The 16,741-nt window shown below is 57.1% G+C and carries 15 protein-coding genes; 4 read left to right on the top strand and 11 right to left on the bottom strand.

Translation table 11 applies throughout. The features are described 5' to 3' along the window. The first annotated feature begins 53 nt into the window (after positions 1–53). Together thiL and pgpA are read left to right on the top strand one after the other, a co-directional pair. Complete coding sequence (gene thiL, locus ACMYSP_RS07315; protein WP_434586176.1) at positions 54–1,028, top strand: thiamine-phosphate kinase; 975 nt, start codon at positions 54–56, stop codon at positions 1,026–1,028. Positions 1,029–1,056: 28 nt separating this feature from the next. Then, positions 1,057–1,524 carry a phosphatidylglycerophosphatase A gene (gene pgpA, locus ACMYSP_RS07310; protein ID WP_434587034.1) on the top strand — a complete coding sequence of 156 codons (468 nt, stop codon included), beginning with the start codon at positions 1,057–1,059 and terminating at the stop codon, positions 1,522–1,524. A gap of 42 nt (positions 1,525–1,566) precedes the next feature. Here pgpA and ACMYSP_RS07305 read toward each other — a convergent pair whose 3' ends face one another. From ACMYSP_RS07305 to xseB, 4 genes are all read right to left on the bottom strand, one after another. After that, positions 1,567–2,541: an aldo/keto reductase gene (locus tag ACMYSP_RS07305; protein ID WP_434586175.1), complete on the bottom strand. Its 975-nt coding sequence runs from the start codon at positions 2,539–2,541 to the stop codon at positions 1,567–1,569. A gap of 67 nt (positions 2,542–2,608) precedes the next feature. Next, positions 2,609–4,471, bottom strand: coding sequence for a 1-deoxy-D-xylulose-5-phosphate synthase (gene dxs, locus ACMYSP_RS07300; RefSeq protein WP_434586174.1), 1,863 nt, complete (start codon positions 4,469–4,471; stop codon positions 2,609–2,611). Between the two features lie 16 nt (positions 4,472–4,487). Beyond that, entirely contained in the window at positions 4,488–5,387 is a 900-nt protein-coding gene (gene ispA / locus ACMYSP_RS07295) for a (2E,6E)-farnesyl diphosphate synthase (protein ID WP_434586173.1), read from the bottom strand. Beyond that, positions 5,388–5,630, bottom strand: a complete 243-nt coding sequence (xseB, locus tag ACMYSP_RS07290; protein ID WP_123755677.1) for an exodeoxyribonuclease VII small subunit — start codon at positions 5,628–5,630, stop codon at positions 5,388–5,390. 280 nt (positions 5,631–5,910) lie between these two features. Between xseB and thiI the strand changes: the two genes are divergently transcribed. Next, positions 5,911–7,359, top strand: coding sequence for a tRNA uracil 4-sulfurtransferase ThiI (thiI, locus tag ACMYSP_RS07285; RefSeq protein WP_434586172.1), 1,449 nt, complete (start codon positions 5,911–5,913; stop codon positions 7,357–7,359). Positions 7,360–7,499: 140 nt separating this feature from the next. Here thiI and yajL read toward each other — a convergent pair whose 3' ends face one another. Next, on the bottom strand, positions 7,500–8,093 hold the full coding sequence (gene yajL, locus ACMYSP_RS07280) for a protein deglycase YajL (protein ID WP_123755679.1): 594 nt from the start codon (positions 8,091–8,093) through the stop codon (positions 7,500–7,502). Further along, entirely contained in the window at positions 8,056–8,967 is a 912-nt protein-coding gene (gene panE / locus ACMYSP_RS07275; protein ID WP_434586171.1) for a 2-dehydropantoate 2-reductase, read from the bottom strand. Before panE ends, yajL begins: the two co-directional genes overlap by 38 nt. Positions 8,968–9,150: 183 nt before the next feature. On the opposite strand from panE, the gene ACMYSP_RS07270 reads away from it, so the two are divergent. Continuing rightward, the gene (locus tag ACMYSP_RS07270; protein ID WP_123755681.1) at positions 9,151–9,642 is read left to right on the top strand and encodes a YajQ family cyclic di-GMP-binding protein; all 492 of its coding nucleotides are present in this window, start codon (positions 9,151–9,153) and stop codon (positions 9,640–9,642) included. 79 nt (positions 9,643–9,721) lie between these two features. Here ACMYSP_RS07270 and ACMYSP_RS07265 read toward each other — a convergent pair whose 3' ends face one another. From ACMYSP_RS07265 to ACMYSP_RS07245, 5 genes are all read right to left on the bottom strand, one after another. Beyond that, positions 9,722–11,086, bottom strand: a complete 1,365-nt coding sequence (locus ACMYSP_RS07265; protein ID WP_434586170.1) for an MFS transporter — start codon at positions 11,084–11,086, stop codon at positions 9,722–9,724. Positions 11,087–11,241: 155 nt separating this feature from the next. Beyond that, positions 11,242–12,420, bottom strand: coding sequence for a Gfo/Idh/MocA family protein (locus ACMYSP_RS07260; protein ID WP_434586169.1), 1,179 nt, complete (start codon positions 12,418–12,420; stop codon positions 11,242–11,244). 117 nt (positions 12,421–12,537) lie between these two features. Beyond that, entirely contained in the window at positions 12,538–13,938 is a 1,401-nt protein-coding gene (locus tag ACMYSP_RS07255; protein WP_434586168.1) for an MFS transporter, read from the bottom strand. Between the two features lie 410 nt (positions 13,939–14,348). Next, the gene (locus tag ACMYSP_RS07250; RefSeq protein ID WP_434586167.1) at positions 14,349–15,368 is read right to left on the bottom strand and encodes a Gfo/Idh/MocA family protein; all 1,020 of its coding nucleotides are present in this window, start codon (positions 15,366–15,368) and stop codon (positions 14,349–14,351) included. Then, positions 15,365–16,732 carry an MFS transporter gene (locus ACMYSP_RS07245; protein WP_434586166.1) on the bottom strand — a complete coding sequence of 456 codons (1,368 nt, stop codon included), beginning with the start codon at positions 16,730–16,732 and terminating at the stop codon, positions 15,365–15,367. Before ACMYSP_RS07245 ends, ACMYSP_RS07250 begins: the two co-directional genes overlap by 4 nt. Positions 16,733–16,741: the final 9 nt, after the last annotated feature.

The raw sequence follows: 16,741 nt of genomic DNA, 5'->3' as shown, positions 1-16,741 counted from the left end.
AACTCGCCAGCTGAGACAGGTTCTTATTCTTTTCTTTTGCTGAGGCATAACGTATGGCATGCGGCGAATTCTCCCTGATTGCCCGTTATTTTGATCGCGTAAAAAGCAGGCGTCTCGATGTGGAGACCGGCATCGGCGATGACTGCGCTCTCCTGAATATCCCCGAGAAAAAAACGCTGGCAATCAGCACCGACACGCTGGTGGCGGGAAACCATTTCTTACCTGATATCGACCCTGCCGACCTGGCCTATAAGGCGCTGGCGGTCAACCTGAGCGACCTCGCGGCCATGGGTGCTGAACCCGCGTGGCTGACGCTGGCGCTGACCTTACCCGACGTGGATGAAGCGTGGCTGGAATCGTTCAGCGACAGCCTGTTCATGCAGCTCAACTATTACGATATGCAGTTGATTGGCGGGGACACTACCCGTGGTCCGCTGTCGATGACCCTGGGGATTCACGGCTTTGTCCCGCCGGGACGCGCCCTGAAACGCTCCGGGGCGAAGCCCGGAGACTGGATTTACGTCACCGGGACTCCCGGGGACAGCGCTGCCGGGTTGGCAATATTGCAGGAGCGACTGAACGTCGAGTCTGCGGCCGATGCCGACTATCTGCTGGCGCGTCATTTGCGTCCGATGCCGCGGATACTGCAAGGACAGGCGCTGCGCGACCTCGCCAGTTCGGCAATCGATCTTTCCGACGGGCTGATCTCCGATCTTGGCCATATCCTGAAAGCCAGCGGCTGTGGGGCTCGGCTCGATCTCGACGCGATGCCGTTGTCCGATGCGATGCTGCGTCAGGTGGCGCCGGAGCAAGCCTTGCGTTGGGCGCTGGCTGGCGGGGAAGATTATGAGCTGTGCTTTACCGTACCGGAGCTGAACCGCGGCGCGCTGGATGTCGCCATCGGCCAGCTGGGGGCGCGTTTTACCTGTATTGGCCAGATTTGTGCGGAAGCGGACGGCCTGCAGCTGCTGCAAGCCGGCAAACCGGTGACGCTGGATTTAAAGGGGTACGATCACTTTGGCGCGTAGTAAAGATGTCGCAAAAAGCCGCCTCAATATGCGCAATCCCTGGCATTTGCTGGCCACCGGTTTTGGCAGTGGTTTAAGCCCCGTGGTGCCGGGCACCATGGGCTCGCTGGCGGCAATCCCGTTCTGGTATTTGATGACCTTCCTCCCCTGGCAACTCTATTCGCTGGTGGTGATGATGAGTATCTGTATCGGGGTCTATATCTGTCATCGCACGGCGAAAGACATGGGAACCCACGATCACGGCAGCATCGTCTGGGACGAGTTTGTCGGAATGTGGATCACCCTGATGGCGCTACCGACGCTCGACTGGCAATGGGTGGCCGCCGGGTTCGTTATCTTCCGTATTTTCGATATGTGGAAACCGTGGCCGATCCGCTGGTTCGATCGCAATATCCACGGTGGTATGGGGATCATGGTCGATGATATCGTCGCCGGCGTGATCTCCGCCGGGGTGCTGTACCTGGTGGGACACCACTGGCCGATTGGTCTTCTGTAAGGCTATCTCCCCGGCGGCGTGCTGCGCGCCGGGGGCACAGGCTTATTTAAAGCCGACAATCGGGTGCGGTTGGTAGGGGGCTTCCAGCTTGTCGACCTGCTCGGGCGTAAGCGTGATATCCACTGCGTTGAGCAGTTCATCGAGCTGCTCTTGCCGCGATGCCCCAACGATCGGTGCCGCCACGCCAGGCTTGCTCAATAGCCACGCCAGCGCGACCTGCGCGCGATTGACACCAAGCTCCTCTGCTACCTCAGCAAGATTCTGCGCAATCAGTGCATCGTTGTCATCCGCGGCGCTGTAGAGCGATTTGCCCACCTCATCAGAAACCAGACGCGCGGTGGTTTCCCCCCACGGGCGCGTCAGGCGACCGCGCGCCAGCGGACTCCAGGGAATCACCGACACGCCAGCCCGCTGACACAGCGGCAGCATTTCGTTCTCTTCTTCGCGATAGATCAGGTTGTAGTGGTCCTGCATGGTGACGAAGCGCGCCCAGCCGTTTTGCTCCTGTAACTGCAGCGCCTGGGCAAACTGGCGGGCGTGCATCGACGAGGCGCCGATGTAACGGGCTTTCCCTGCTTTCACCACTTCATCGAGCGCCTCCAGCGTCTCTTCAATCGGCGTGGTGTAGTCCCAGCGGTGGATTTGCAGCAGGTCGACATACTCCATCCCCAGGCGTTTCAGGCTGTCGTCAATGGAGCGCAAGATCTGTCCGCGCGAGAGTCCTTCCGGCAGATCGCCCACCGGGTAATAGACCTTCGTGGCGACCACGACCTCATCGCGACGAGCAAAATCACGCAGCGCGCGGCCGACAATCTCTTCGCTGCTGCCGTCAGAGTAGCTATTGGCGGTATCGAAAAAGTTAATACCGTTTTCCAGCGCATGCTGAATCAGCGGGCGGCTGCTCTCTTCAGGTAAGGTCCAGGCGTGATTGCCGCGATCCGGTTCACCAAAGGTCATACAGCCGAGGCACAGTCGGGATACCTTGAGTTGGGTTGCTACTGGCGTGATGTAATGCATGAACGGCTCCTGCTATCAGCAAAAAGATATCCTTTAAGCATAGCAGGCGCCGTTAGTGCGGGAGGGATCAGGCCAGCCAGTCCGTGATTTTCGCGGTGATACCGGCAGCATCAAGACCGAGGTCGGCACGCACTTCTTCCTGTGTCCCCTGCGGGATGAAGAAGTCTGGCAGGCCAATATTCAACACCGGAACCGCGCGACGATGCGCCATCAGCAGCTCATTCACACCGCTGCCTGCGCCGCCCATAATGGCGTTCTCTTCGAGGGTCACCAGCACGTCGTGCTCCGTGGCCAGCTGCAAAATCAGGGCATCATCAAGCGGCTTCACAAAGCGCATATCGACCAGCGTCGCGTTGAGCGTCTCCGCTGCCTGAGCGGCTTCCGGCAGCAGGGTGCCGAAGTTGAGGATCGCGATTTTTTCACCGCGGCGTTTCTCCACGCCTTTGCCGATTGGCAGCGAGGCCAGCGGTTCCAGCGTCGCGCCGGTACCGGTGCCGCGTGGATAGCGGACTGCGCTCGGGCCATCGTTGTAGTGATAGCCGGTGTAAAGCATCTGGCGGCACTCGTTCTCGTCGCTTGGCGTCATGATCACCATTTCCGGGATACAGCGCAGGAAGGAGAGATCGAACGCGCCCTGGTGCGTTTGTCCATCGGCACCGACGATACCCGCGCGGTCGATGGCAAACAGCACCGGCAGTTTCTGGATGGCGACGTCGTGAATCAGCTGATCGTAAGCCCGCTGCAGGAAGGTGGAGTAGATGGCCACCACCGGCTTATAGTCACCGATCGCCAGACCCGCGGCGAAGGTAACCGCGTGCTGTTCGGCGATCGCTACATCGAAATACTGGTCAGGGAATTTTTTGGAAAACTCGACCATCCCCGAGCCTTCACGCATCGCTGGGGTGACGGCCATCAGCTTGCCGTCTTTCGCCGCCGTTTCGCACAGCCAGTCGCCGAAAATCTTCGAATAAGAGGGCAGGCCGCCGCTGCTTTTCGGCAGGACGCCGCTGGTGTGGTCGAATTTAGGCACCGCGTGGAAGGTAATCGGGTCTTTTTCTGCCGGCTCATAGCCGCGACCTTTTTTGGTCATAATATGCAGGAACTGCGGCCCTTTCAGGTCGCGCATATTTTTCAGCGTGGTGACCAGCCCCAGCACGTCGTGACCGTCCACCGGGCCAATATAGTTAAAGCCCAGCTCTTCAAACAGCGTGCCGGGAACCACCATCCCTTTGAGATGTTCTTCAGTGCGCTTGAGCAGTTCTTTAATCGGTGGCACACCTGAGAAGACCTTTTTCCCGCCTTCGCGCAGCGATGAGTACAGTTTCCCCGACAGCAGCTGCGCCAGGTGATTATTCAGCGCGCCGACATTCTCGGAGATCGACATTTCGTTATCGTTGAGCACCACTAGCAGATCGGGTTTGATATCGCCCGCGTGATTCATGGCCTCAAACGCCATGCCCGCGGTAATGGCGCCGTCGCCGATAACGCAGACCGCGCGTCGCTGTTTGTCTTCTTTCGCGGCGGCAATCGCCACCCCGATGCCGGCAGAAATAGAGGTTGATGAGTGACCGACGCTCAGCACGTCATATTCGCTTTCGCCACGCCACGGGAACGGATGCAGACCCCCTTTCTGACGGATGGTGCCGATTTTATCGCGGCGGCCGGTCAGGATTTTATGCGGGTAGGCCTGGTGACCAACGTCCCAGATCAGGCGGTCAAACGGCGTGTTATAGACGTAGTGAAGCGCCACGGTCAGTTCGACCGTGCCGAGGCCGGAGGCAAAATGCCCGCTGGAACGGCTGACGCTGTCCAGGAGGTAACGCCGCAGTTCGTCGCACAGTTTCGGCAGGCTATCTTTCGGCAACAAACGCAACTCCTGGGTGGAATCTACCAGCGCCAGGGTCGGGTATTTGGCAATATCAAAACTCATCAGAGACTCTTATTGTTTATTTATCACGCTGAATTATGTAATTCGCGAGCGCTTCCAGTGCCGTCGTATCCAGAGATTGTGCGGCCAGTTCATTGAGCGACTGACGAGCATCTTCAATCAGGTCATGCGCTTTGGTGCGAGCTTGCTCAAGCCCCAGAAGCGCGGGATAAGTACTTTTACCTAACTGCTGGTCGGCACCCTGGCGTTTGCCAAGCGTCGCAGTATCCCCTACCACGTCAAGAATGTCATCCTGGACCTGGAAGGCGAGACCGATATTTTGCGCAAAGCGTTCAAGGGCCGGCAGGGCCGCACGACCACGTTCGCCAGCGCTCAGCGCGCCCATTCGCACCGCGGCGCAAATAAGGGCTCCGGTTTTGTGGCGGTGAATACGCTCCAGCGCCTGCAGATCAACCTGATGACCTTCCGCTTCGAGATCCAGCGCCTGTCCGCCGCACATACCCGCAACGCCGCTGGCGTGGGCCAGCGTTGACACCATCGCCAGACGATCGCGGTCCGGCACTTCGGGCATGGGCGCATCACTCAGTATAGAAAATGCCAGCGTTTGTAGCGCATCACCGGCAAGAATTGCGTTCGCTTCGCCAAATTTAACGTGACAGGTTGGCAAACCACGGCGCAGATCGTCATCGTCCATCGCCGGGAGATCGTCATGCATCAGAGAATAAGCGTGGATGCATTCAACGGCCGCGGCCGGGGCATCCAGCGTTGTACGACTGACGCCGAACATGTCACCGGTGGCATAGACGAGGAACGGGCGCAGGCGTTTGCCGCCTAATAATGCGCCATACTGCATGGCTTCAACCAGTGGAGTGTTCTGAAAAGGCAGTGGCGCAAGAAAACGGCGTAGTGCATCGTTGGCCTGCTCAACGCAGGCCTGGAGCTGTTGCGAGAAATCCATTTATTCAGCGTCCGGCGTAAAAGGCGTGAGTGGGCTCTCTTCGCTGTCGGCCAGCAGAATCTGTACACGTTGCTCGGCCTGTTGCAGTCGGGCCTGGCCCTGGCGCGCCAGCTGTACGCCACGCTCGAACTCGCTGAGCGCTTCTTCTAACGGGAGCGCGCCGCTTTCCAGACGATTAACAATCTGCTCCAGCTCGCCCAGGGCGGTTTCAAAGCTGGCCGGGGCCTCATTTTTCTTTGGCATAGTGAATGTAGACTCTTGTTATGTCGCGACACCAATATGGTAACGAAGTCACGTGGTTAAGCAAATACAGACGTCGTCCTTTCGCGGATTTGTTCGCGAAAGCGTGCGCAACCGCTGCCAACAGGCTCGTCGCGTGCCTGTAGCGATAGCCTGTCCCGAATGATTTTATGTAAAACCCGCAATGGTGATATACTGCGCTCCCTGGATGCAGGCACTACGGTGCGCTGCAGTACATCTTTTGCTTAAAGCCCGTCGGGCTTGCCAACGAACTATTGTCGCTATGAAGTTTATCATTAAATTGTTCCCGGAAATCACCATCAAAAGCCAATCCGTGAGATTGCGCTTCATTAAAATCTTAACCGGGAACATTCGTAACGTTCTCAAAAACTATGATGAGACGCTGGCCGTTGTCCGTCATTGGGATCATATCGAAGTTCGCGCGAAAGACGAAAATCAGCGTCCGATCATCCGCGATGCGTTGACCCGAATCCCCGGCATCCACCATATTCTGGAAGTCGAAGACGTGCCGTTCACCTCGTTGCACGATATTTTCGAGCAAACGCTGCCGCTGTGGCGCGAAGCGCTGGAAGGCAAAACCTTCTGCGTGCGCGTCAAACGTCGCGGTAAGCATGAGTTTACCTCTATTGAAGTGGAACGCTACGTCGGTGGTGGCCTGAATCAGCACATCGAAACCGCGCGCGTGAAGCTGACTAACCCGGATATCACGGTCAATCTGGAGATTGAAAACGATCGTCTGCTGCTGGTGAAAGGGCGCTATGAAGGTATCGGCGGTTTCCCGATCGGGACGCAGGAAGACGTGCTGTCGCTGATTTCTGGCGGTTTCGATTCCGGCGTTTCCAGCTATATGCTGATGCGTCGCGGCTGCCGCGTGCACTACTGCTTCTTTAATCTGGGCGGTGCCGCCCATGAAATCGGCGTTCGCCAGGTGGCTCACTATCTGTGGAACCGCTTCGGTAGTTCTCACCGCGTCCGTTTCGTGGCGATTAACTTTGAACCGGTGGTCGGTGAGATCCTCGAAAAAGTCGACGATGGTCAGATGGGCGTGGTGCTCAAGCGCATGATGGTTCGCGCGGCGTCGAAAGTGGCTGAACGTTACGGCGTACAGGCACTGGTGACCGGTGAAGCCCTGGGCCAGGTTTCCAGCCAGACCCTGACCAACCTGCGGTTGATCGACAACGTCTCCGATACGCTGATTCTGCGTCCGCTGATCTCACACGATAAAGAACACATCATCAACCTGGCGCGGGAAATCGGTACTGAAGATTTTGCCCGTACCATGCCGGAATACTGCGGCGTGATCTCGAAGAGCCCGACCGTGAAAGCGGTGAAGGCGAAGATTGAAGCGGAAGAAGAACACTTCGACTTCAGCATCCTCGATAAAGTGGTTGAAGAAGCGAATAACGTCGATATTCGCGATATCGCCCAGCAGACCCAACAGGACGTGGTAGAAGTCGAAACCGTAACCGGCTTTGGCCCGAACGACGCGATTCTGGATATCCGCTCTATTGACGAGCAGGATGACAAACCGCTGAAGCTCGACGGCGTAGAAGTGGTGTCGTTACCGTTCTATAAGCTGAGCACCAAATTCGGCGATCTGGATCAGAGCAAAACTTACCTGCTGTGGTGCGAGCGTGGCGTGATGAGCCGTCTGCAGGCGCTGTATCTGCGCGAGCAGGGCTTTGAGAATGTGAAGGTGTATCGCCCGTAACCACGACGAGCCACGGTCATCCCGGATTTCGGCATTGCTATGCCTTATCCGGGTATCCGGGCGACTAAAGCCATGCTGGTAGTACTCGCCCCGCTAAGCGCAACGCCTGCGGGGTAATCTCGGTCACAGCCCCAGGCCTGTCAGGCTTCGTAGAAGTTATAAATCCCCGCCGCCATCACCAGCTGTGAGGCGACCTCATAGGCGGTTTCACGCCCGACCAGCAGATCGATCATTTTGAGCGCAAAATCAATCGAGGTTCCCGGCCCCTGGCTGGTGAGCAGGTTGACCCGCGGATCCCAGACGACACGCTTATCCTGCCACTGATCCGGCGGAATGCGATCCTTTAACGCCGGAAAGCCCGTCATATTGCCGATCGGGAAAAGGTTATGTGGCACCAGCACGGTGGCGGCAGCGGCGCAGATGGCGGCAACAATGCGCCCGGAGAGATGAAACTGCCTGACCGTCTCCACCAGCAGCGGGCTGTCGCGGAAATATTCCGCGCCTTTAATGCCGCCTGGCAGGACGATAATGTCGTAATCGCCATCCGCCACTTCCACTAGCGGGGCATCGGCCAGCAGCTTCACGCCGCGCGAACAGACCACGGTCAGGCTTCCATCGCTGGCGACGCTGGCGGTGGTCACCTGCACGCCGCCACGGACCAGCAAATCGATGGTAGTGACCGCTTCGGTCTCTTCGCTACCAGGGGCGAGGCAAATCAGTGCCGACGCGCTCATATTCATTCTCCTTACGCTTTACCAGTTCAAACAAGCGGGCATTTTCCGGTACGGCAAGCCCGTGGGCGCGAGCGCGCTTTAGCAAAAAACCGGTGATATAGTCGATTTCCGTATGACGCTGCGCGCGAATATCCTGCAGCATCGAAGAGATGTTTTCTGCCGTACTTTCAATGACCTGATGAACATAAAATAACAGGTTTTCCGGTGAAGTATGAATACCTTCACGTTCCATGACCGCTGCCACCTCGCGGCAAATCACCTCGACTTCCTGCGGATAGTGGCGTAAATCGCCATTCCGGCACTCTTTTAACGCAGTCAGCGGGTTGATGACACAGTTGACCGCCAGCTTGCTCCACGTTGCCGGCAGAATATTATTGTGCCAGGCGACGTCTGGCAGAACGTTTTGCAGGACGTCGGCAAGATAGCTGTAGTCCTCCGGATAGGGCTTTGCCGGGCCAATATGGGTGGTGCCGTTGGCGACGTGAACAATCACGTTACCATCGCGGCGCGCGGCCTGGGTGGTAGAGGCCAGCAGCAGCGGCTGCTGCACGCCTTTTAGCTCATCGACGGTGCCCATACCGTTATGGATAAGCAGGATTGGCGACGAAGCGGGCAGGGTAGACGCCAGGTTTTTTACCGCAGTAGAGACCTGCCAGGCCTTTAAGGTGACCACCAGCAGGTCGCTGCTGGCGAGAAAGTCGGGATCGTTAGCAGTGAGCGATTCATTAAAGATAGTGCCGTCAGTCTCTACCAGGTTGACGCTACAGAAGGGTTGCGGGACGCGTAACCAGCCCTGGACTTCGTCTGCGTGTTTGTACAACGCGGTAAGCCACAGTTGCCCCAGTGCACCGCATCCAAGTACGGTTACTTTCATTATTCCTCCTCACCTGCGACGTCCTCAGGCATTCATAGCTAAAGTATATACTCGTTGCCTTTCCGGCTGCAGCCTGGCACGGGTTTAGTATGACATCATCGGCTATGCTTGCGGGATAAGCAGTTGAGTTATGCCGCGTTGCGGGTATTATGCAACGCAAAAGCAACAGAAGGAGAGGAAAAGATGCCATCTTTCGATATTGTCTCTGAAGTCGATCTTCAGGAAGTTCGAAACGCCGTAGAGAATGCGACCCGTGAAGTTGAGTCGCGTTTTGATTTTCGTAACGTTGAAGCGAGCTTTGAGCTGAACGAAAAAAACGAGACCATCAAGGTCCTCAGTGAATCTGATTTCCAGATTAACCAGCTGTTGGATATTCTGCGCGCGAAGCTGTTAAAACGCGGTATTGAAGGCAGCTCTATCGAAGTGCCTGACGAGTTCGTGCACAGCGGTAAAACCTGGTTTGTTGATGCCAAACTGAAGCAGGGTATTGAGAGCGCGATGCAGAAAAAAATCGTTAAGCTCATCAAAGACAGCAAGCTGAAGGTGCAGGCGCAGATTCAGGGTGAAGAGATTCGCGTGACCGGTAAGGCGCGTGACGACCTGCAGGCCGTGATGGCGCTGGTGCGCGGTGGCGATCTGGGGCAGCCGTTCCAGTTCAAAAACTTCCGCGACTAAGTCGGGATTTTTGCCACGCTGGCGCGAGTGCTTTTCGCCGAACGCCAGCCAGTAAAAAGCGGGGAATTCCCCGCTTTTTTTACGCCCCTTTGATGGCCTGCTCGATCTCGAAGCGGTTGGTCACCTTGCTGTCGATCTTGATATACACCGAGCGTTCGTCGGCGATAACCAGCGCCTGCTTGACGCCATCTTTCGCCAGCAGCCGCTCCTGTAGCGTTGCATCGGCCACCACATCCTCAGGGATTTCGACCCGCAGGCTGCTGACATACGGTGGTTCACTCATCGTTCCGGCCACCAGCAGCCACAGCATCGCCAGCAGCGCGCCGAGCAGGAACACGGTTTGCGAATCAAAATAGCCGTCGACCCAGCCGCCCAACGAACCGCCAATCGCTACCCCGAGGAACTGGCTGGTTGAATAGATCCCCATGGCGGTCCCTTTGTAGCCCGCCGGCGACTCTTTACTGATAAGCGATGGCAGCAGGGCCTCCAGCAGGTTAAAGGCCAGGAAGAACAGCTGAACACCGGCCACCAGCTCCCAGAAGTAACCCCCGGCGCCCCACAGTACGATTTCAGCTACCAGCAGAATCGCGACGCAGAACACGAAGACATGCTTCATCTTGCGCTTCACTTCGGCGTAGATGATAAAAGGCACTACTGAGACAAACGACACCAGCATGGTGACCAGGTAAATTTTCCAGTGCTCGGCGGCCGGGAAACCGGCGGCCTCGAGCTGTCCCGGCAGGGCGACAAACGTCGACATCAGCATGATGTGCAGACACATGATGCCGAAGTTAAGCTTCAGGAGTTTGGGTTCGGCAAGCACTTTACTGAAGCAGCCTTTCACCATCCCGGATTCACGGTTCAGGACATGATTATGGCTGTTGGGCACGACCCACAGCGTCAGCAGGATACCGATGCTGGCGAGAATAGCGATCATCCAGAACAGAGCGTGCAGGCCCAGTTGGTGGGTGATAATCGGCCCCAGCACCATGGCAAGCGCAAAGGTAACGCCAAAGCTGACGCCGATAAAGGCCATCGCCTTGGTGCGGTTCTGTTCGCGGGTTAAATCGGAAAGGAGCGCCATCACCGCGGCGGCAATCGCGCCGGACCCTTGTAACGCGCGCCCGAGGATAATGCCCCAGATGGAGTCGCTGAGGGCCGCGATAATACTGCCGATCACGAAGATAAGCAGCCCACCGATAATCAGTGGTTTACGGCCAATACGGTCGGAAAGCAGGCCGAACGGGATTTGAAACACCGCCTGCGCCAGACCATAGATGCCAATGGCCAGGCCAATGAGCGCCTCGCTGGCGCCTTGTAAAGCCATACCGTAGGTGGTCAGAACCGGCAGAACCATAAACATGCCGAGCATACGCAGCGAGAATACGGTTCCCAGACCCCAGGTTGCGCGCAGTTCACCTGGCGTCATTTTGTTATCGTTCATTACCACCTCAATCTAAAAACTGCGACTAGTGTAGTGGTGGCGGCCAGAAGCGTAAATAAATGTTTGTTTAACAGATATTACGGCTCTGTTGCAGGGTGAGGTAAGCATGGGGAAAATAACGAAACCAGTGGGGAAGCCCCACTGGCCGGTAGCACTTATTGTAAATTAAAGTCAACCCACTGGCTGCCCGCGTCGGCGGATTTGACGCACTGTTCAACCCAGTACACCCCGTGCAGGCCCGCCTCAACGTCCGGATACCAGAAGTTTTCCAGGAAGGCGCGATCGTTGCGGTCCATGGCATCTATGGCCAGCGCATAGCGACGATAGAGGTTCGCCCAGGCCTCAAACAGCCCCTCGGGATGGCCGCCGCCAATGCGGTCCTCTGCCAGCGCTGCGGGACTGAGATAATTCATGCCGCGCTCGAGGACCCGCGCCGGTTCACCCTGCACCTCATAGCTCAGCTGATTGGGGCGTTCGTCCCACCATTCGATACTGGCTTTTTCACCGACAACCCGCACCTTTTGCGAGTGCATCGCCCCGCTGTTAACCGCGCTGGTCCACATGGAGCCGACGGCGCCGTTGTCATATTCCATCAGCACAAAGGCGTTATCTTCCAGCGGCGCCCGGGATTTCACGAAGCTCTGGCGGGAACACATCAGACGGCGAATGTTGAGATGGGGCACCATGGTTTCGGCGACAAACAGCGGGTGGGTGGCGAGGTCGCCCAGCACATAGCTTGGACCGGCATACTTCGGGGTCACGCGCCAGCGGGTCGACTCCGCCTGCAGTTCAACGGCTTCATTATGGAATCCGTGGGCGAACTGCATTGTGATAATACGGATCTGCCCGAGCAGGCCGTCCGCAATCATCTGGCGCGCCTGCTGAATCATCTGATAACCGGCATAGCCGTAGGTGACGCCGACGATTTTGTTGTGTTTTTTACTTAAGGCCAGCAGTTCCTGAGCTTCGGCGGCGGTAAAGCACAGTGGTTTTTCGCACACCACATGCAGCCCTGCTTCCAGCGCCGCTTTGGTGATAGCGAAATGGGTGTTGTTCGGCGTGGTCACCGAGACGACTTCAATCCCGTCAGGACGCTGCGCTTCTTCGCGAAACAGCGTCTGGTAATCGGCGTAGCAGCGTTCCGGCATCACCCCAAGCTGTTCGCCAAACTGGCGCCCGCGTTCAGCATCAATATCAAATGCGCCGGCCAGCAGGGTGAAGACATTGTCGCGCAGCGCGGCAGAGCGGTGGCTGTAGCCAATCTGGCTGGTGGAACCGCCGCCGACCATGCCCCAACGCAGGGAGCGAGACAGGGGTTTGGTGCCGTTTAACATGGTGATCTCCTGTATAGAAACTAGATATAGAAACGCAAACAGCCGATAGCAGAGCAATCGCGACCCACGTACCGGTTGTGGTCGTGAGTCGCGCGATGAGTGGCGCTTACTGCCGGGTTACATCTCGCCGCGTGCCTCGCGCCGTTTTAACTCGTCCATGATCTGTGGATACTGGCGGTCCAGACGGTAAAACAGCAGGGTAATAATGACGATGATCCACAGGAAGAATGAACCGTAGACGTAAACGTGGTTGATCATATCGATTGCCGTTTGCGGCTGAATGCCGGCACCGCTGCTGGAGCTGACGTAGCCAGCCATGCTGAGCAGGCCGGAGATCACCGCCGCCGCGATCCCGGCGCCAAGCTTGGTCCCGACCGAGCCGGCGGAGAAAATCATTCCCTCTTGTCTGACCCGGGTCTTCCACTGGCCGAATTCGACGGCATCCCCACAAAAGCCAAAGAGTACGGCGTTCAGCGGCGCGAAACCGATGCCGCGAATAATGGCGTTTGCCAGGGTGGCGTGGTAGTCGCCGGAGCTAAACATAAACATCACCTGACCCAGCGTCGCCAGCACAATGCCGCACAGGGCCACGTTGCGTTTACCGTATTTACGGATCGGGATAGAGCTGAGAAAGGTGAAAATAATGATACAGGCGGTTTCAGCCACGAAAATGGAACTGTAGAAGGTGTCGTCGCCGAGCACATAGCGGCAGTAGTAGGGCATGGCGATCCCCACCACGGTGTAGTAGACGCTCTGGGCGGTCCACAGAATGGCACTGGCCCAGAAATACTGGTTACGGAACAGAGCGCTGAGCTGGGTTTTAACCGGTACTTTCCCCTGTTTTTCCCGTGCTTTGATCACCACTTTCTCTTCACACTGATAGAAACAGAACAGCAGCAGCAACAGCGCCAGAAATGCCCAAATCGCCATGGTTTTGATCCATGCGGCCTGGTCATCGCCGAAATATTTCACCAGTGGCAACGTACAGGCAACGGCGAGGATGCGCCCGAAGGGGGACATCGACATACGGGTGATACTGAGTAAATCTCTCTCCCATGACGTACGGGTCATCATGGCCGAGAGGCTGCCGTAAGGGAGATTGATCGCGGTGTAACAAATGGTGGTGCAGAAGTTATAGGCCACCAGCAAATAGATGAACTGCAGCGTGGCGGTGGTCTGTGGCACGGTGAACAGCAGGATCGCCGACAGGGCGTAGGGAACGCTCATCCACAGCAGCCAGGGGCGAGATTTGCCCCATTTTGAATTGGTGCGCTCAACGACCAGGCCCATGATCACATCCGAGACGCCATCAAACAGGCGCGATATCAGCATCACCAGGCCGACCGTGGCGATGCTGATACCGACATAATCGGTATAGAACAGCGTTAACACCGTGCCGATCATGCCAAACACGACGTTGCAGGCGGTATCGCCACCGCCATAGGCGATTCGGGTGGTCCAGGTCAGTTTATCGCCACGCGTTGCTGTGGGAGAGAGAAGGAGCTGTTGTTCACTCATAGTCTATTCCTTAGTCGGGGAACACGTAAGGACCTCTGTGCCGGCGCCACCGACACAACCTCATCCTGAAGAATGGTTAGCAATAAATAAAAATGTTTATTTCATTTTATTATTATATGAAATTAAATTTTTATTTATGAGATGAGGATCTAAAAATGATAAAGATCATAAACAACGTTTAACAGTTTAATAAAAACGGTTAAACATCGCTAATAGCGCAGAAAAACAGCGTATTATCCATGGGGTTATTAATGAGGCTGGCTAGAGTACAACAGGATGCTGGGGAAAATGTGAGGTGAATCGATAAGGCATGATATTTTCATTTTAAAACATATTGAAATTTATTTTCTTTTTTACTGTGGTCAGCGGATGAAAAAACAGGTACAGCGGGCGGCTGTACCTGCCTGGGATCAGGCGGCTTCGCCTGCCGCCTGTTGAATGGCGGCAATCACCTCCAGCGACCGGAGCGCGTCGGCGGCGTCGATCAGCGGTTGTTCATCACCGGCGATCACCCGAATAAAGTGGCGCAGCTGCAGCTCGAACGGATCGATAGCCTCGACGCTGAGCCGGTCGCTCTGCAGCGGATGAAGCCAGCCGCGCTCTTCGCCGTAGCGCCACCACTGCATCTGCGGGATCGCCAGCGCGCCGAGGGTGCCGGAAATCAGATAGCAGTTTTCCGGAGTGTGGGCGTAGATGGCATTTTCCCCGGAGTTCATCTCCCAGCTCCACGGGCCGACGCCGCTGTCGGTAAGCACCGCGCTACCTAACGCCCCGCTGCTGAAACGCAGGTTAACCACCGCGCTGTCTTCATTGGCGAACTGCCGCACGGCGTGAGACGTAAAGGCCTGTACCTGCTCGATTTCACCGAACAGATAGCGCATCAGATCAATATCATGTACCAGGTTGACCAGCAGCGGCCCGGCGCCGGGCTCGCGTCGCCAGGCGACATCAAAATAGTCGTCCGGCTTTTGCAAAATCCAGTGCGCGGAGACGCTGACGATGCGGCCCAACTGGCCGCCGTCAATCAGCGCCTTAGCGGCGGCGATAAGCGCGTTATGCCGCCGGTGATGGCCCACCAGTACCGGTACCTGATGGCGCGCGGCGGCATCGACCAGTGCTCTGGCACCTTCCGGAGAGTCGGCGACCGGCTTTTCAACCAGCACCGGGATCCCACGTTCAATACAGGCGAGGGCGCAGGGGACATGCAGTTTGTTGGGCGTGGCATTAATGACGCCCTGAGGCCGCGCGGTTTCCAGCATGGCCTCCACGTTGTCATACCACGGTACGTCCAGAGACTGTGCTAGCGCCTGTGCCTGCGGCGAAGGATCGGCGAGGGCCACAAGCTCCACCTGCGGATTGTTGCGGATCACCGCAATATGTTTGCGCCCGATGGCACCCGCGCCGATAACGGCAAGACCTATTTTGCTCACGACAAGCTCCTCAGTGAGGGAGAAGAAGGGGAGGCGGGTTGCGCATCGGCATCCGTGGCAAACAGCCCTTTGATGAGTAGCCCAATCACGGTTAACGCCGCCGGGATCCCGAGAATTAAGAACACATGTTCGAAGCTGAGATTCAGCGCCATCATTTCTGCACCGGCAAAGGCGCTGAGGATCGCGCCGATCCGGCCAACGCCGTGCATCCAGCTGGAGCCGGTGGCGCGTGCCTGGGTCGGATAGTAGCGAGCGGAAAGCGCGTTCATGCCGGTATTGGCGCCGTTAAGGCAGGCCCCGCTGACAAAAGCCAGCAAGCACAGCAGCGTAAAGCTGGCTGCGGCATAGCCCATCGCCATGGTAAACAGGCCACCGATGGCATAAATCAACCCCAGCGCCCGATGTGGGTTAATGCGGTCCATCAGCCATCCGGCAAACAGGGAACCGACGGTACCGCCGGCCTGATAAATGGCGGTCATGATGGCCGCCTGGCTGACGGTCAGTCCAACCTCTTTTACCAGCGTCGGCAGCCAGCTGCCGAGGATATAGACCAGAAACAGCCCCATAAAATAGACCAGCCACAGCATCATGGAACCGAGGCGATACTGGCGAGAGAGGACAAGGCGCATAGCGCTGCGATGAACGGGCTGGGTCGGGAGGGTGAATTCGGCATCATCGGCGATCTGCCCCGGATAGAGCTGCTGCAGGATCTTGCGGATACGCGCCGCGGGTGCGCCTTTGACCACCAGAAAACGCACCGACTCCGGCAGCAGCCAGATCAGCAGCGGCGCGAACAGCAGCGGCAGGATCCCGCCGAGCGCCATCAGCGAATGCCAGCCAAACTGCGGGATCAGCCACGAGGCGGAAAACCCGCCCGCGGCAGCGCCGAAGGTAAACCCGCAAAAAATCACCGTAATCAGAAAAGAACGCTGGCGTTCAGGGGCATATTCCGACACCAGAGTGCCGATATTGGGCATGGCCGCGCCCAGTCCCAGCCCGGTCATAAACCGGAAGAAAATCATCTGTTCGATGTTGTGGGAAAAAGCAGTGGCAATGGTCCAGAAGCCGAAGAAAAAGACGCTGTTGATGATGATTTTTTTGCGCCCCAGCCAGTCGGCGAGTGGCCCGGACAACATCGCCCCCAGCGCCAGGCCAATCAGCGCGGCGCTAATGACAAAACCGAGCTCATAGTTGCTGACGCCCCATTCATGTTTCAGCGTCGGGGCGATAAACCCCATGATCGCAATATCAAAACCATCGAGGGCAATCACGCAGAAGCCTAAGAAAACCACCAGTTTCTGAAAGCGGCTGAGCGGGTTGCGGTTGATTAACTCTCTGACATCCAGGCGTTGGGTCTGTGTCATCGGCTTTTC

Source organism: Klebsiella sp. R390, from assembly GCF_051131745.1.
Classification (GTDB): domain Bacteria; phylum Pseudomonadota; class Gammaproteobacteria; order Enterobacterales; family Enterobacteriaceae; genus Klebsiella.
The sequence above is the reverse complement of the archived record's forward strand: the minus strand, read 5'-3'. Positions and strand labels throughout refer to the sequence as shown.